The 16,875-nt window shown below is 37.8% G+C and carries 17 protein-coding genes, 1 rRNA gene and 1 riboswitch; of the genes, 4 read left to right on the top strand and 14 right to left on the bottom strand.

All coding sequences use genetic code 11. The features are described from left to right. Positions 1-11: 11 nt before the first annotated feature. Complete coding sequence (pcrB, locus tag CQZ94_RS16355; RefSeq protein WP_105586212.1) at positions 12-701, bottom strand: heptaprenylglyceryl phosphate synthase; 690 nt, start codon at positions 699-701, stop codon at positions 12-14. 284 nt (positions 702-985) lie between these two features. On the opposite strand from pcrB, the gene CQZ94_RS16345 reads away from it, so the two are divergent. The 3 genes from CQZ94_RS16345 to CQZ94_RS16335 all read left to right on the top strand — a co-directional run bounded on the left by CQZ94_RS16345 (position 986) and on the right by CQZ94_RS16335 (position 2,624). Next, positions 986-1,369: a YgaP family membrane protein gene (locus CQZ94_RS16345; RefSeq protein WP_002124877.1), complete on the top strand. Its 384-nt coding sequence runs from the start codon at positions 986-988 to the stop codon at positions 1,367-1,369. 229 nt (positions 1,370-1,598) lie between these two features. After that, positions 1,599-2,444: an SPFH domain-containing protein gene (locus CQZ94_RS16340; RefSeq protein ID WP_105586210.1), complete on the top strand. Its 846-nt coding sequence runs from the start codon at positions 1,599-1,601 to the stop codon at positions 2,442-2,444. Positions 2,445-2,459: 15 nt separating this feature from the next. After that, positions 2,460-2,624 carry a type II toxin-antitoxin system antitoxin gene (locus CQZ94_RS16335; protein ID WP_001085171.1) on the top strand — a complete coding sequence of 55 codons (165 nt, stop codon included), beginning with the start codon at positions 2,460-2,462 and terminating at the stop codon, positions 2,622-2,624. 37 nt (positions 2,625-2,661) lie between these two features. Here CQZ94_RS16335 and purD read toward each other — a convergent pair whose 3' ends face one another. From purD to purE, 12 genes are all read right to left on the bottom strand, one after another. Then, positions 2,662-3,933, bottom strand: a complete 1,272-nt coding sequence (purD, locus tag CQZ94_RS16330; RefSeq protein WP_105586209.1) for a phosphoribosylamine--glycine ligase — start codon at positions 3,931-3,933, stop codon at positions 2,662-2,664. A 372-nt stretch (positions 3,934-4,305) separates the two neighbouring features. Continuing rightward, positions 4,306-5,841 carry a bifunctional phosphoribosylaminoimidazolecarboxamide formyltransferase/IMP cyclohydrolase gene (purH, locus tag CQZ94_RS16325; protein ID WP_105586208.1) on the bottom strand — a complete coding sequence of 512 codons (1,536 nt, stop codon included), beginning with the start codon at positions 5,839-5,841 and terminating at the stop codon, positions 4,306-4,308. A 24-nt stretch (positions 5,842-5,865) separates the two neighbouring features. After that, positions 5,866-6,453 (bottom strand): phosphoribosylglycinamide formyltransferase, encoded by a 588-nt coding sequence (purN, locus tag CQZ94_RS16320; protein WP_105586207.1) that lies wholly within the window; start codon positions 6,451-6,453, stop codon positions 5,866-5,868. Continuing rightward, positions 6,450-7,490, bottom strand: a complete 1,041-nt coding sequence (gene purM / locus CQZ94_RS16315) for a phosphoribosylformylglycinamidine cyclo-ligase (protein ID WP_105586206.1) — start codon at positions 7,488-7,490, stop codon at positions 6,450-6,452. The genes purN and purM overlap by 4 nt, the downstream gene beginning before the upstream one ends. 104 nt (positions 7,491-7,594) lie before the next feature. Beyond that, the gene (gene purF / locus CQZ94_RS16310; protein ID WP_105586205.1) at positions 7,595-9,010 is read right to left on the bottom strand and encodes an amidophosphoribosyltransferase; all 1,416 of its coding nucleotides are present in this window, start codon (positions 9,008-9,010) and stop codon (positions 7,595-7,597) included. Beyond that, entirely contained in the window at positions 8,995-11,214 is a 2,220-nt protein-coding gene (gene purL, locus CQZ94_RS16305; RefSeq protein ID WP_105586204.1) for a phosphoribosylformylglycinamidine synthase II, read from the bottom strand. Before purL ends, purF begins: the two co-directional genes overlap by 16 nt. Next, entirely contained in the window at positions 11,198-11,881 is a 684-nt protein-coding gene (purQ, locus tag CQZ94_RS16300; RefSeq protein ID WP_002159503.1) for a phosphoribosylformylglycinamidine synthase subunit PurQ, read from the bottom strand. Before purQ ends, purL begins: the two co-directional genes overlap by 17 nt. Beyond that, the gene (gene purS / locus CQZ94_RS16295; RefSeq protein WP_002159504.1) at positions 11,878-12,132 is read right to left on the bottom strand and encodes a phosphoribosylformylglycinamidine synthase subunit PurS; all 255 of its coding nucleotides are present in this window, start codon (positions 12,130-12,132) and stop codon (positions 11,878-11,880) included. The genes purQ and purS overlap by 4 nt, the downstream gene beginning before the upstream one ends. After that, on the bottom strand, positions 12,125-12,844 hold the full coding sequence (gene purC / locus CQZ94_RS16290; protein WP_002010014.1) for a phosphoribosylaminoimidazolesuccinocarboxamide synthase: 720 nt from the start codon (positions 12,842-12,844) through the stop codon (positions 12,125-12,127). Before purC ends, purS begins: the two co-directional genes overlap by 8 nt. A gap of 88 nt (positions 12,845-12,932) precedes the next feature. After that, positions 12,933-14,240, bottom strand: coding sequence for an adenylosuccinate lyase (gene purB, locus CQZ94_RS16285; protein WP_105586203.1), 1,308 nt, complete (start codon positions 14,238-14,240; stop codon positions 12,933-12,935). Continuing rightward, complete coding sequence (gene purK, locus CQZ94_RS16280; protein WP_105586202.1) at positions 14,237-15,388, bottom strand: 5-(carboxyamino)imidazole ribonucleotide synthase; 1,152 nt, start codon at positions 15,386-15,388, stop codon at positions 14,237-14,239. Before purK ends, purB begins: the two co-directional genes overlap by 4 nt. Next, positions 15,385-15,870, bottom strand: coding sequence for a 5-(carboxyamino)imidazole ribonucleotide mutase (purE, locus tag CQZ94_RS16275; protein ID WP_105586201.1), 486 nt, complete (start codon positions 15,868-15,870; stop codon positions 15,385-15,387). The genes purK and purE overlap by 4 nt, the downstream gene beginning before the upstream one ends. 110 nt (positions 15,871-15,980) lie before the next feature. Then, positions 15,981-16,082, bottom strand: a riboswitch (purine riboswitch). Positions 16,083-16,361: 279 nt separating this feature from the next. Here purE and CQZ94_RS16270 point away from each other — a divergent pair. Beyond that, a complete protein-coding gene (locus CQZ94_RS16270) occupies positions 16,362-16,643 on the top strand; it encodes a hypothetical protein (RefSeq protein ID WP_105586200.1) in 282 nt (93 codons plus the stop codon). Between the two features lie 43 nt (positions 16,644-16,686). Here the strand turns inward: CQZ94_RS16270 and rrf are convergent. Then, a 5S ribosomal RNA gene (rrf, locus tag CQZ94_RS16265) occupies positions 16,687-16,802 on the bottom strand. Between the last annotated feature and the right edge of the window lie 73 nt (positions 16,803-16,875).

The following is a 16,875-nucleotide window of genomic DNA, read 5'->3' as shown; positions in this document are numbered from 1 at the left end:
TGCGCCTGCACCTACTCTCCTTTTACTGCTTTAACTGTTTTTAACGCAGCTTTTATATCATCATAAATAACATTTCCAACAACTACTGTATCAGCATACTGTGCCATTTCTTTCGCTTGTTCTGCATTGGAAATACCACCGCCATAATATAGCTTAGCTTGTTTCAATTCTGCTTTTACATTTTTAACAAGTTCAATATCTCCATACGTCCCGCTATATTCTAAATAGAATATCGGTAAATGTAATAGCCTGTCTGCTAAACGTGCATATGCAATAACATCATCTTCTGTTAAATCACATTTTGCATCTGTAAGCTGGGCTACTTTCGCTTCTGGATTTAAAACACAATACCCTTCCATGAAAATTTCGTCCCAGTCCATAATATCCCCAAATTCTTTCAATGCCTCATGATGAACACCTGTTACCCATTCTACTTTTCGGCTATTTAAAACACTTGGGATGTAATAAAAATCAAATCCCGGTGTAATTGCTTCCAAATCAGACACCTCTAACACACAAGGAACTGCATATCTACGAATGCTAACTAGCATGTGTAATACGTTATCAATTGTAACTCCATCACTTCCGCCTACAATAACAGCATCCGTTCCAGATTCACAAATCATTTCTAAATGTTCGTCGCTTAACTCCTTATTTGGATCAAGCTTAAATACATGTTTCCATCCGGAAATATCGTACATGAAAACACCCTTTCTTTTCTCTAGTCATATCTATATTTCTGTTCAAAATAACAGTTGATTTTTATCAGGATTTTTTAAATTCCTTGCTATATCTTTACCGGACTTTTTGAACTTCCTTTTACGCATTCTTTCATTATAACAAAAAAAGCTACCTACACACACGCCCAATCCAACATCTTTTTCAACGTCAAATGTTGGATTACATATCAAAAAACTTATACGGAATACTAACAAATGAAATAGCATTTCTATTTCGAAGTTAATTAAAAAGGAGTGCTTTTCTAATGAAGCAAAACATTGGCACAATTAGTGCTCTAATTCGAATCACACTCGGACTCATCCTCTTCGGTTGTAGTACAGCTAAACTCGTACGTAAACCTTGGTGCACTTGGTCTAAAGTTTTGCTCTGGATTGGTGCCATGAAAATTGCGGAGGGAATCGTTCGTTTCTGCCCTATTGTTGAAGCCTGTAAGTTTGGAAAATATATGAATATGAGCGCATTTAAAATGCCTAGCATGAATTTCACTGAAAAAGGACATAATAAAGAAGAAGTTAATTCAGCTTCCAGTCATGACAAGCCAAAGTCAAAGTCAGATGGAAGTTATGACACTTCTGACAAAGAGATTGAGTCAGCGATTGAAGAATTAATCCTGGCAAAACCGCTTTGAATCATTTGTCACGATGCAAGATGCTCTCAAAGAGACTTAGCCGCTGCAGTGGGCGGCTAAGTCTTCTTTATTTTACCACAAAACAGAACGTACATTCTTATCCTTTTGGAGTTTTATCCCTAAAAAGTACATAAAAGATATCAATCGATAAATTCCAGAAAATTAGGTATAAAATCCTTGCATGTAATGATATAAAAATGATATCATTTTTATATCAGGAGGCGATCATATGAAAGAAAAACAAGTTTTTTATGTAAATGGTTTTCTCGGTATTATCGGGATTTTAATTTTAGCCGCTATCGGTGTGTTTTTCCTTGTGCAAGAAGTTTTTGTAGTAGCAGCATTAACTATTATTTTAGCCGCAGTTCTCGCTACAGGTATTGGTATTGTTCAACCAAACCAAGCAAAAGTAATTACGTTTTTCGGTAGTTATTTAGGAACAATTCGTCAAAATGGTTTATTTTTAACAATTCCATTCGCGTTTCGTCAAACTGTATCTTTACGTGTTGAAAACTTTAACAGTAAGAAATTAAAAGTAAACGATGTTGAGGGCAATCCAATTGAAATTGCAGCCGTTATCGTATATAAAGTTGTTGATTCCGCAAAAGCAATGTTTGGTGTTGAGCATTACGATCGATTCGTAGAAATTCAAAGTGAAACAGCAATCCGCCACGTTGCTACAAAATATCCTTATGATAATTTCCAAGATGAAACTTGCATAACGTTACGAGGAAATACTGAAGAAATCTCTGAAGAATTAAAGCGTGAGTTAGAAGCACGACTTGAAATCGCTGGCGTAGAAGTATTAGAAACTCGTTTAACACATTTAGCTTACGCAACAGAAATTGCCCATGCAATGTTGCAACGTCAACAAGCAAAAGCAGTATTAGCTGCTCGAAAAGAGATTGTTGAAGGTGCTGTGAAGATGGCGAAAGATTCAATCCATATGTTAGATGAAGAAGGCGTACTTGAATTAGATGACGAGCGTAAAGCAAATATGGTGAACAATTTATTAGTTGCCATCGTTTCAGATAAAGGTGCGCAACCAGTTATTAATACAGGAAGCCTATATTAAAGGTTGTAAGTAATTATGGCTAAAAAGAAAAGCTTTCCATTACGTATTGATCCTGAATTACACGCAGTCATCGAAAAATGGGCGAATGATGAATTTCGCAGCGTCAACGCACACATCGAGTATTTACTTCGAGAAATGGCAAAGCAAAAAGGAAAACTAAAAAAAGATAAAGATGCATAAAAAATCCCGCTGAGAAATCAGCGGGATTTTTTATACATTAGCTTCTCGCCATCTCATGCCCAATGGCACGATATCCTATATCACTTCGGTAAAATAAACCATCACTCTCAATTTTACCGATTTCTTTATAGACCTTATCTTTCGCTTCTTGTAAACTATTCGCTTTACAAGCAACAAATAATACACGGCCACCGTTTGTTACAAAGTCACCATGTTCCATCGCTGTACCCGCATGGAAAACAATTACTTCTTGCAGTGCATCTAATCCGTTAATAATTTCACCTTTTTTATATGCTTCTGGATATCCTTTTGAAGCAAGTACGACACCAATAACTGCTTCCTTTGACCATTGTAACGTTAATTCACTTTCATCTAATACAGCGTTACATACATCAACTAAATCGTTTTCTAAGCGAGGTAATACAACTTCTGTTTCAGGATCACCAAAGCGTGCATTGAACTCAATTACCTTTGGACCATCATTCGTTAAAATAAGCCCCGCATATAAAATCCCTGTAAACGAACGATTTTCTTGGATCATCGCTTTAGCGGTTGGATGTAATACTGTTTGAATCGCTTCTTGAACCGCTGACTCCGGAATTTGTGGTACTGGAGAATATGCGCCCATTCCGCCTGTATTAGGACCTTTATCGCCATCAAAAGCTCGTTTATGATCTTGAGCAATTACCATTGGATGCACAGTTGTTCCATTTACAAATGCCATTAATGAAAATTCTTGTCCATCTAAAAACTCTTCAATAACGACCTTCTTGCTTGCTGCGCCGAATTTCACATCTTGTAGCATTTCTTTCGCGGCCTGCAATGCATCTTCAAGCGTCATTGCTACGGTTACACCTTTACCAGCAGCTAATCCATCTGCCTTAATTACAATCGGTGCACCAACTTTTTGAATGTACTTTACTGCCTCTTCATAGTCTGTAAAAGTTTCATAGGCCGCAGTTGGAATATCATACTTTTTCATCAATTCTTTTGTAAAAGCTTTACTACCTTCAATAACAGCAGCCGCTTTATTAGGCCCAAATACACGAAGTCCCTCTTCCTTAAAGCGATCAACGATTCCGTTCATAAGTGGAATTTCTGGTCCAACGAAAGTTAAGCCTACATTGTTTTCTTTTGCAAATAAGACTAGTGCATCAAAATCATTCTCATCAATATCAACTGGTGTTGCAACATCTCGTATACCTTCATTACCTGGCGCTACATATACTTTTTCTACCTTTTCAGATTGCGCAAACTTCCAGGCTAAAGCATGCTCACGTCCACCGCGACCAATTACTAAAACATTCATATTTCATCCCCCAATAATTAAATAAGTACAAACTAGAAGCTATGCTCCTAGTTTGTTTTCATATCAATAAAGTGAAACTTTAATCAGTGGGGGTTTTCTCCATCCCCCACTGATTATTAGTTGAACCAATCGGGCTTTTACGGGCAGTTATCTCCCACCTAACTTCCTCTCATTCACCGAGTTTTGAGGTGGGAGTCTTACTGCCCGTTAATGCGGGATAAAAGTTTAAAAAGGAGGATCAAGAAAACCGAGCAGGTCGAGGCGCAATTGCCAGGAGGACACGGAGTGTAGCTTTCCTACATGAGTACCGCACTGGCGATGCAACGACGACATGCAACAGTTATCTTGACCGGACCTTTTAAACATCCTCTATTAGTGTTTGAAATGACGTACGCCAGTGAACACCATCGTAATCCCATACGCATCTGCCATTTTAATAGAATCCTCATCACGAATCGATCCGCCTGGTTGGATGATTGCTGTAATTCCAGATTTTGCTGCTTCTTCTACTGTATCTGGCATTGGGAAGAAAGCATCAGATGCAAGTGCGCTACCTTGTGCTTTTTCGCCAGCTTGTGTGATTGCAATTTTCGCAGAACCTACGCGGTTCATTTGTCCAGCACCGACACCAATTGTCATATCATCTTTCGCTAAAACAATTGCATTTGATTTCACATGCTTTACAACTTTCCAAGCTAGTTTTAAATCTTTCCATTCTTGCTCTGACGGTTCACGTTTCGTTGGAATTGAAATTGCACTTTCATCTAATGATAACGTATCTTCCTCTTGAACAAGAAGACCACCTTGTACAGAAGTTAGCTTTTTGCTTGCAGTCGTTGCCTTTTCAATATTTACAGTTAGTATGCGCAAGTTTTTCTTACTTTGCAACACTTCTAAAGCTTCTTGTGAGAAAGAAGGTGCAATAATAATTTCTAAGAAAATTTCATGTAACTTTTCAGCTGTAGCTTTATCAATTTCACGATTTGCTGCAATAATACCGCCAAAGATTGATACTGGATCCGCTTCATAAGCACGTGTATATGCTTCATGAATATCAGTTCCTACCCCAACACCACATGGATTCATATGTTTTACCGCTACTACTGCTGGTTCTGTAAATTCTTTCACGATGCTAAGTGCTGCATCCGCATCGTTGATATTGTTGTAAGATAATTCTTTACCGTGTAATTGTTCTGCGTATGCAACAGAAGAAGTTGCAGCAAATGGTGCCTTATAGAAAGTTGCCTTTTGATGTGGGTTCTCACCATAACGTAAATCTTGTTTTTTCTCAAATGTCACCGTTACTGTTTCAGGGCTTTCTTCGCCCATTTGCTCTGTTAAATAGTTAGAAATTAACGCATCATATGCTGCTGTATGACGGAATACTTTCGCTGCTAATTTACGTTTCGTTTCCTCTGTTACTTCACCGTTCTCTTTCAGTTCTACTAATACAACATCATAATCTACTGGATCTACAATTACCGATACAAATTTATGATTTTTCGCAGCAGAGCGAATCATTGTTGGGCCACCGATATCAATATTTTCAATTGCATCAGCAAATGTTACGTCAGGCTTAGCGATTGTTTCTTTAAATGGGTATAAGTTAACAACAACAAAGTCAATTGGTTGAATACCTAATTCATTCATTTGCGCTACATGCGTTTCATTATCACGAACTGCTAATAGACCACCATGAATATTTGGATGTAATGTTTTTACACGGCCATCCATAATTTCTGGGAAACCAGTTACTTCAGAAATACCAATTACTTGTAAGCCGTTTTCTTCTAGTAATTTTTTCGTACCACCTGTTGAAATAACTTCAATCCCTTGTTCAAGTAAACCTTTAACAAATTCTACTACTCCTGTTTTATCTGAAACACTTACTAATGCGCGCTTTTTCATTTATCCTTCACCCCTGGTTGTATGTTAGTTAACAGTTGGTTCTTCCACAGACTGAACAATTTGATTCACTGTATTTACGTACAATTTATGTTCAACTTGTTGAATTTTCTTTTGTAAGCTTTCTCTCGTATCCCTTTCAGAAACAACTACTGCTTCTTGTGCAATAATTGGACCTGTATCCATACCTGCATCTACATAATGAATTGTTACTCCAGTTACTTTCACACCTGCTTCTAACGCTTGACCAACAGCATCTTTACCTGGAAAGCTCGGTAATAGTGATGGATGAATATTAATAATTTTCCCGCCGTATGCTGCTAGTAAAGTCGGTCCAATTAAACGCATATATCCAGCTAAAATAACATAATCAATTTCATACTCTTCTAGCTTCTTTAATATCTCTTTTTCAAATGCTTCTTTTGACTCATATGCTTTCGCTGAAAAGGTGAAACACGGAATATGATGATAATGCGCCCGTCCAATAGCGCGTGCCTCTGGTTTATCACATACTAATAAACTAATATCTGCGTCCAATCTTTTTTCTTCTACCGCATTAATGAGAGATTGAAAGTTAGAGCCGCTCCCAGAAGCGAAAACTGCTACTCTACTCATAGTTCTGTTCCCTCATTAAAAGTAACACCAGATCCTTGTACAGTGCGTCCAATAATACGAGCTGTTTCTCCTTGCTCTTCAAGAAGACGAACAATATCTTTTGCCTCTTCTTCCTTTACTGCTACTACCATACCAATACCCATGTTAAAAATATTGAACATTTCTTTCTCTTCTAGTTTTCCAAATTCTTGAAGTAAACTGAAAATCGGCTGAATTTCCCAAGCTCCTAGTTCAATTTCCGCACCGATTCCTTCTGGCAACATACGTGGAATATTTTCAATGAACCCGCCACCTGTAATATGCGCCATACCGTATACTTCATGTTTCTTCAATAGTTCTAAAATAGGTTTGACATAAATTTTCGTTGGTTTTAATAATTCTTCACCAAGAGGTAGTTCTAAGCGCCCATAAATACGATCTAAAGATAATTCTCCATCTTCTAGTAACACTTTTCGCACTAAAGAATAACCGTTACTATGAATACCGCTAGATGCTAAGCCAATTAATACTTGACCAGCTTCAATCTTTTCACCTGTTACAATTTTCTTTTTATCAACAATACCAACTGTAAAACCAGCTAAATCATATTCTTCCGTAGAATACATACCTGGCATTTCAGCTGTTTCCCCACCAATTAATGCACAACCAGCTTGGCGACAGCCCTCTGATATACCTTTGACGATGTTTTCAATTTTACTAGGTTCAGCTTTACCACAAGCAATATAATCAAGGAAGAAAAGCGGCTCTGCTCCTTGGACAACAATATCATTTACGCACATTGCTACTGCATCAATACCAATTGTGTCATGTTTATCTGCCATAAAAGCGAGCATCAATTTTGTTCCCACGCCATCTGTTCCAGATACTAATACAGGTTCTTCTAATGCAAATTTTGATAGATCAAACATACCTCCAAAACCGCCTAAACCGCCTAGTACTTCTTTTCTCATTGTTGTTTGTACGTGTTTTTTCATGCGAGATACCGCTTCATATCCAGCTTCAATATCTACTCCTGCTTGCTTATATGCATTCGCCATCGTTTTTTACACCTCGTCTTTTAATTTCTCCCCATCCAGGGCGGGCTGTTTTAAGAAAGAAGCTAGCTTCTACATCAAAAGAAGTAGAAGCTTTTTTCACTTTCTTATTTCATACTTTCTAAAAGCTCTTGCTCATAATCATAAAGAGCTGTTGGATAGTCCCCATTGAAGTAAGCCATACATAAGCCACCGTATTTCCCTTCATATGGACGTCCAATTGCATCTATTAATCCATCTTCACTTAAAAATGTTAAAGAATCTGCTCCGATGATTTGACGAATTTCTTCTATTGAATTATTTGCTGCGATTAATTCTTTTCTCGTTTGAATATCAATTCCGTAGAAACATGGGTACTTAAGAGGTGGTGAAGCGATTCTTACATGAACTTCTGTCGCTCCAGCTTCACGAAGCATACGAACAATTCGTTTACTTGTCGTTCCTCTTACGATAGAATCGTCAATCATAACAACTCGTTTTCCTTCAACTACGCCTCTTACTGCTGAAAGCTTCATCTTAACCCCTTGCTCACGCAGTTCTTGAGAAGGTTGAATAAACGTACGTCCAACGTAACGATTTTTAATTAATCCTAACTCATACGGAATTCCTGTCGCCTCCGCATAACCAATCGCTGCTGAAATACTAGAGTCTGGCACACCAGTAACTACATCAGCTTCAATAGGAGCTTCCGCCGCTAAACGTTTCCCCATGTTTTTACGTGCTGCATGAACATTAATGCCAGCGATATTAGAATCTGGACGTGCAAAGTAAATGTATTCCATACTACAAATTGCATGTTCTACATCATTTGTGAAACGATCTACGTGAATTCCTTCATCATTAATGATAATTAATTCACCAGGTTCTACATCACGAATGTATGTTGCACCTACTACATCGAAAGCACATGTTTCTGATGCTACAACGTAAGCATCCCCTATCTTTCCAATTGACAGAGGGCGGAATCCATTCGGATCTAGCGCAACAATCATTTCATTTCCAGTTAGTAAAAGATATGCGAACGCACCTTTCACTTTATTTAGGGCCTCTTTTACACTATCAATTAAAGAATCTTTCGTACTACGTTTAATGAGATGTAAAAGTACTTCTGTATCTGAACTTGTTTGAAAAATACTTCCCTCTGCCTCTAATTCACGACGAAGCATCTTTGCGTTAATTAAATTTCCGTTATGAGCTAGCGCCATACTATGATCAGAAAAACGGAATAATAATGGTTGAACGTTAGCAACTTCACTTCCACCAGCTGTTGCATATCGTACGTGTCCAATTGCTGATTTTCCGTTTAATCCTTCTAGCTCACCTCTTGAAAACACTTCTGATATTAAACCTAATCCCTTGTGACCGATGATTTTTTCCCCATTATTTACAACAATGCCTGCGCCCTCTTGTCCACGGTGCTGCAAACTGTGCAATCCGTAGTACGAAACTTGTGCTGCATTTTCATGCCCCCAAATTCCAAAAACGCCACATTCTTCATTTAACCCCTTTATTTCAGCAAGCATGGGATTGCCCCTTTCCAAGCCTTTCTCATTTCATCTACATTTGCTGTAAGTAATACTTCATTTTCTTCATTATGAATTGTTACTTCATTTGTATTTGTAACTTCTCCAACTTGAATTGCTTCAACCGCTTTCTCAAATGCTTCTTTATTTTCACGTTTTACAGTTATAACAAAGCGAGATTGTGATTCTGCAAATAGTGCTGCTGTTGCTTCCCCGTCTAATTTCACAGTAGCACCTAAACCGTTAGTACCAATTGCACTTTCAGTAATTGCAACTGCTAAACCACCTTCTGCAACATCATGTGCAGATTGAACAAGTCCAGCTTGAATTGCTGCTAGTAATTGTTTTTGGCGTTTTAATTCTACATCTAGATCAATGCTTGGTGATTGACCGAAAATTTTGCCGTAAATCATTTTCTGTAATTCACTTCCACCAAACTCAGCTTTCGTTTCTCCGATTACATAAACTAAATCGCCAGCTTGTTTAAATTCTTGTGTTGTTACGTGTTTTAAATCGTGTACAAGTCCAACCATCCCAACAGTTGGTGTTGGATATACAGCTTCACCACTACGCTCGTTATACATTGAAACGTTTCCGCCGATAACTGGCGTTTGTAATGTGCGACAAGCTTCACTCATACCATCTACTGATTTCTCAATTTGCCAGAAGATCTCTGGCTTTTCTGGATTACCAAAGTTTAAGCAATCTGTAATTGCAAGTGGCTCCCCGCCAGAACATACGATATTACGTGCCGCCTCTGCTACTGCAATTTTTCCGCCCATTTCTGGATCTAGATAAATGTAGCGAGAGTTACAATCTGTCGTCATTGCTAATCCTTTTTCTGTACCGCGTACACGTATAACCGCTGCATCTGAACCTGGTGTAACGATTGTGCTAGTGCGCACTTGATAATCATATTGATCATATACCCACTCTTTACTTGCAATCGTTGGTTGTTGTAATAGAGATAATAACGTGTCTTTATAATTTTCTACTTGTGGTGTTTCCATTTTCATCTGCTGGAACTCAGCAAAGTATGCTGCTTCTTTTGACGGTTTATGATAAATTGGCGCTTCTTCTGCAAGAGCATCCGCCGGTACTTCAGCTACCATTTCATCTTTATGGAATAAGCGAAGCATTTTATCTTCCGTTACTTTCCCCATCGTAACTGCTGCAAGACCATACTTTTCAAATAAATCTACTATTTCTTGCTCTCTACCTTTTTTCACAACGATTAACATACGCTCTTGTGATTCAGATAACATCATTTCATATGGAGTCATTCCAGTTTCACGCTGTGGTACATCATCTAAGTACATTTCAATACCCATACCTGCTTTACTTGCCATTTCTGCAGAAGATGATGTTAAACCAGCAGCTCCCATATCTTGAATTCCAACAAGTGCATCAGACTGAATAAGTTCTAAACATGCTTCAATAAGAAGTTTTTCCATAAATGGATCTCCTACTTGAACTGCCGGACGTTTCGCTTCTGAACTTTCAGATAGCTCTTCAGATGCGAATGTTGCACCGTGAATACCATCACGACCAGTTGATGCTCCTACGTACATTACTGTATTACCAGCACCATGTGCTTGCCCTTTTTTAATATCTTCATGATTAATTAGGCCTACACACATTGCATTTACAAGTGGATTTCCTTCATAACATGGATCAAACTGTACTTCTCCACCAACAGTAGGAATACCGATACAGTTACCGTATCCTGCGATTCCTGCTACTACTTCTTCAAATAAATATTTCACGCGTGGTGATTGTAATTCACCGAAGCGAAGTGAGTTTAATAGAGCTACCGGACGTGCTCCCATAGAGAATACATCGCGAATAATACCGCCGACACCTGTTGCTGCCCCTTGATATGGCTCAATTGCAGAAGGATGGTTATGACTTTCCATTTTAAATACAACGGCTTGATTATCACCAATGTCTACAATTCCAGCGCCTTCTCCAGGTCCTTGCAGAACGCGCTCACCTGTCGTTGGAAACTTACGAAGAACTGGCTTTGAATTTTTATAACTACAATGTTCAGACCACATAACAGAGAATAGTCCCGTTTCTGTATAATTCGGCAAACGGCCTAAAATCTTTTCAACCATGGCAAACTCTTCGTCTGTTAGCCCCATTTCCGCATATATACGCTCTTCTTTAATTTGTGTTGGATTTGGTTCAAGCATTAACGACATATGTTTCCCTCCACTGTTTTAAGATAGATTGAAAGACTTTTAACCCTTCAGCACCGCCAAGTAATTCATCTACAGCACGCTCTGGGTGTGGCATCATACCAAGGACATTCCCTTTTTCATTTACAATACCTGCAATATCTGAAACGCTTCCATTCGGATTTTCTACGTAACGGAATGCGATTTGATTATTCTCTTCTAATTGTTTAAGGGTCGCTTCATCACAATAGTAATTTCCTTCGCCATGTGCAATTGGAATGTTAATTACTTCATCTTTTTCATATTGTGATGTAAACATCGTTTCATTATTTTCAACACGTAACTGAACAGTACGGCACATAAACTTTAAGTTTTCGTTTCTCATTAATGCTCCTGGTAGTAATCCCGATTCAACAAGAATCTGGAATCCATTACATACACCTAAAATCGGCTTTCCTTGCTCAGCAGCTTTTTGCACTGCTTTCATTGCATTAGCAAAGCGAGAAATAGCACCACAGCGTAAGTAGTCACCGTAAGAGAATCCACCTGGTAATAGAATCGCATCATACTCATCTAAGTTCTCTGTATCATGCCAAACGTAATCTACTTCTTCGCCAAGCTCATCTTTAATTGCATGAAACATATCAACATCACAGTTCGAACCTGGAAATACTATTACGGCAAATTTCACTGTGCGACAACCTCCTCAACTTCATAACGGTAGTCTTCCATTACAACGTTTGCTAATAGTTTTTCGCACATTTCTTTTACCTTGCTATCCAGATCAGATACTGATTTATCAATTGTTAATTCCATATACTTTCCGATTCGAACGTCTTGTACTTCTGTAAATGAAAGACTATGAAGTGCTCCCTTTACCGCAGTTCCTTGTGGATCTAATACACTTTCTCTTAACGTTATATATACCTTAACTTTATACATGTGAAGCTCCCCCTAAACGTTTTAAAATTTCTTCATATGCTTCTGTTAAATTCCCAAGATCACGACGGAATACATCTTTATCAAATTTTTCATTGCTCGTTTCATCCCATAAACGGCAAGTATCTGGTGAAATTTCATCTGCTAATATGATTTCCCCTTCTTCTGTTACGCCAAACTCTAATTTGAAATCTACTAATCTTACACGACAGCTTGCGAAATGCTCAATCAACACTTGATTGATTTGTAGAGCTGCATCTCGTAATACGCTTACTTGCTCTGGTGTTGCAACATTTAACAAACGAATATGATCTTCCGTTACAAGCGGATCTCCTAAATCATCATCTTTGTAGTAAAATTCTACGATTGGTGTTGTAAGAGCAGTTCCTTCTTCCATTCCTAGCCTTTTTGAAAGACTACCTGCAATTACGTTTCTTGTGACAACTTCTAATGGAATAATACTCACCTTTTTGACAAGTTGTTCTGTATCAGATAACTTCTCCACAAAGTGTGTTTTAATTCCAACTTCTTGTAACTTTCTGAACAATAAAGTTGTAATCTCATTGTTCAAACGACCTTTTCCTGTAATTGTCGCTTTTTTCTCCCCATTGAAAGCAGTCGCACTATCTTTGTACTCTACCCAAACCATATCTGCTGCTTCTGTACGATAAATTCTTTTTGCCTTACCTTCATACAGCAATTCTAGCTTTTGCATTTCGCAAGCCCCCTGTAGTTTGAAAAATGTGAATAATATTTTTATAAAGAATGGCACAGAATGACTCTATTCTGTGCCATATGAAATTTTACGCTTCGTTTAATCCAAGGCGTTCAAAGATTGTATCAACGTGTTGCATATGATGTTCATAATTGAAGCATTCGTTAATTTCTTCTTGCGTTAACTTACTTGTAATGCGCTCGTCAGCTTCTATAAGCTCTTTAAATTGTACTTGTGTTTCCCAAGCTTCCATCGCTTTAGGCTGTATGATATCATAAGCTTCTTCACGTACCATGCCTTTGTCGATTAGTGTAAGCATTACGCGCTGAGAGTAAATTAAGCCGTATGTTCTTGTCATATTGCGTTTCATATTCTCTGGGAATACAGTTAAGTTTTTAACGATATTACCAAAGCGATTTAACATGTAATTTAACGCGATTGTAGCATCTGGTAAAATTACGCGTTCTGCAGAAGAGTGAGAGATATCACGCTCATGCCATAACGGAACATTCTCGTAAGCTGTCATCATATAACCGCGGATAACACGAGCTAAACCAGTCATATTTTCAGATCCAATTGGATTACGTTTATGCGGCATTGCAGAAGAACCTTTTTGACCTTTTGCGAAAGCCTCTTCAACTTCACGTGTTTCACTCTTTTGTAAACCACGAATCTCAACTGCCATCTTTTCAACAGATGTTGCGATTAGTGCAAGTGTTGACATGTAATGTGCATGACGATCACGTTGCAATGTTTGTGTTGAAATTGGCGCTGCTTCTAATCCTAAGTTTTCACAAACATACTTTTCTACGAATGGATCAATATTTGCATATGTACCAACCGCACCAGATAATTTACCAACGCGAACTGTATCAGCAGCTTGTTTGAAACGCTCTACGTTACGTTTCATTTCTTCATACCAAAGACCAAGTTTTAAACCAAATGTTGTTGGCTCTGCATGTACACCGTGTGTTCTTCCCATCATAATCGTGTACTTATGCTCTTTCGCTTTATTAGCTAAAATGCTAACAAAGTTTTCTAAGTCTTTTAACAAGATTTCATTTGCTTGTTTTAAGATGTAAGATAAAGCTGTATCTACTACGTCTGTAGATGTTAAACCGTAATGAACCCATTTACGTTCTTCACCTAATGTTGGTGTTTCTGATACAGCACGAGTGAAAGCAACTACGTCATGACGTGTTTCTTTTTCAATTTCATAAATACGATCAATATCAAATGATGCATGTTCACGAATTTTTTTCACATCTTCTTTTGGAATATCGCCAAGCTCCGCCCATGCTTCACACGCTAAAATCTCAACTTCTAACCACGCTTTAAATTTGTTCTCTTCCGTCCAAATCGCACCCATTTCAGGGCGTGTATAACGATTAATCATCTTTTTCCCTCCAACAGTTGTTCTTGATGGTCCCAAATATGCAAACTCTTCGCTTTTTCTAGAGCGACTTCAATATTATCATTTAAAATATTAACATGCCCCATTTTTCGCTGTGCTTTTGCTTCTTCTTTTCCATACAAGTGTAAATAGCACCCGGTTAGTCTATTCACTTGTCCTAGGACCCCTTCTATATGTTCGCCTAAAATGTTCACCATGACAACTGGTTTTAACAAATTTGTTTCTCCAAGAGGTAAATTACAGATTGCTCGAATATGTTGACCAAACTGACTCGTTTCACATGCATCAAGTGTATAATGCCCTGAGTTGTGCGGTCTTGGTGCTAATTCATTAATGTAAATCTCACCATCAGCTGTAGCAAACATCTCTACCGCTAGTGTTCCCACAAGCTTTAATTCATCCGCAAGTACTTTTGCATATTCAATCCCTTTTCGCGAAAGCTCTTCTGTAATACGAGCTGGAACGATAGATTCGTGCAAAATGTTATTCACATGAATATTTTCTGCGACTGGGAATACTTTCGTTTCACCACTTACACTGCGAGTTACAATAACTGATATTTCCTTTTCAAATGGCACCCATTTTTCTAGAATACATTCAGCTTTACTAACAAGCTCCCTTGCCCTCTCAACATCAGCTTCACATCTTAAAACAACTTGCCCTTTACCGTCATATCCACCTGTCGTTGTTTTTAGCACCGAAGGGAAGGACAGCTCAGCAATTGCTTCTGAAAGTTCATCTTGATTCTGAACTAGTCTATAAGATGCGACTGGTAAACCAGCCTTTACAATCGCATTTTTTTCTGTAAAACGATTTTGCGTTTTGTTTAATAATTGACTACCTTGTGGTAAATACGCATGTTTCTCAAGCCATTGTAAACATCTATAATCAATATTCTCAAATTCATATGTGACAACATCGCTTATCTCTGCTAAATGCTGAATCGCTTTCAAATCATCATAAGATGCAACAACTTCAACATCGGCAACTTGTGCACATGGTGAATGTTTAGTAGGATCTAAAACAGCTATTTTATAACCCATTTCCTTAGCTGCCAGCGCCATCATTCTTCCAAGCTGGCCACCGCCAATAATTCCAATTGTCTTTCCAGGTAAAATGATTCTCGTCATACTAGTTCACTACCTTCACGCACAGTTTTCTCAATAGCTTCTCGTCTCAACTCTAATACATCATGTATATCATCATGAAATAATCCAAGTATTTGTGCTGCCAGTAGTCCAGCATTTGTTGAACCAGCCTTACCAATTGCAACTGTTGCAACTGGAACCCCTCCTGGCATTTGGACAATTGATAATAACGAATCTAGGCCGTTTAACGCTTTTGATTGAACAGGGACACCGATTACAGGAAGATTTGTCTTCGCTGCAACCATTCCTGGTAAATGTGCTGCTCCACCAGCTCCAGCAATAATAACTTTTAATCCACGTTCACGAGCTGTTTCTGCATATTCAAACATATAATCCGGAGTCCGATGAGCGGATACAACTTTTTTCTCATACGGTATATTTAATTCATCTAAAATGTCACAAGCATATTTCATTGTTTCCCAGTCTGACGTGCTTCCCATTATGACTCCAACTAGTGATTTCATATTAGAATCCCCCCGATTCAAATAAAAAAAGCCTGAAATAGAACAGTTTCTCTTTTACTATGAGAGAAAGCGCTCTACTCAGGCATACGTATCCCTTGTGAATAGAAAAATACCGAGTGACTTTCCCCCATAGTCCAACGAATAACGGTCGTTAGGTAGAGACTTGCAGGCCATATCCCCGCGATTATATGAGGTCTTATATATTATTGTTTCTATGGCTATATTAACAATATTTCATAAACAATGTCAATAAATAATCGAATGTTTTTTTAGTAGTTGTTGCTAACGTTCGTGTTTTAGTTATATTCAAAAGAAGAATTGCAACTATATGCAAGAAGGAAAGGGAATTAGAATATATATTTCTAGAGATCTATTTTATACATAACTGTTCATATACTACCTCAGTATGCTTTAATTCAATATATACACTGTTGTGTCTACAAATCAATATAATTTATATGGTGGTGATTTTATTTATAAGGAGGATAACCGTGAAAAAAATAACTATGCTATTATCATATTTATTTTTCTCTGTCGCAGTAATTGCTGTAATTATTGAATACTTATTTATATCATCCCATTTTTTCTACTCTCATTATTTAAAATATATACTTATGATAGAAATAATGTTTCCTATCTTAGGGATTATTTTAGGAGCATTTGGAAAATCAGGAGCACAAAAAATCATTGCCATTATTTTAAATAGCCTCTATTTTATTCTTTTTTCTTCTTTAGGATTATTAAATTTATGGATTTTAACCTTCGGTAAATAAAAATAAACACAAAAAAACCTAAGTCGAAACGACTTAGGTTTTTGCTTGGCGACGTCCTACTCTCACAGGGACAAGGTCCCAACTACCATCGGCGCTAGAGAGCTTAACTTCCGTGTTCGGTATGGGAACGGGTGTGACCTCTCTGCCATCATCACCAAACTATTGAAGGTATATTCCTTCAAAACTAGATAACATTTGCTTCATATTATATGGTTAAGTCCTCGATCTATTA

Origin of the sequence: Bacillus sp. MYb209 (assembly GCF_002975175.1) — a bacterium.
Taxonomy (GTDB): Bacteria; Bacillota; Bacilli; order Bacillales; family Bacillaceae_G; genus Bacillus_A.
The sequence above is the reverse complement of the archived record's forward strand: the minus strand, read 5'-3'. Positions and strand labels throughout refer to the sequence as shown.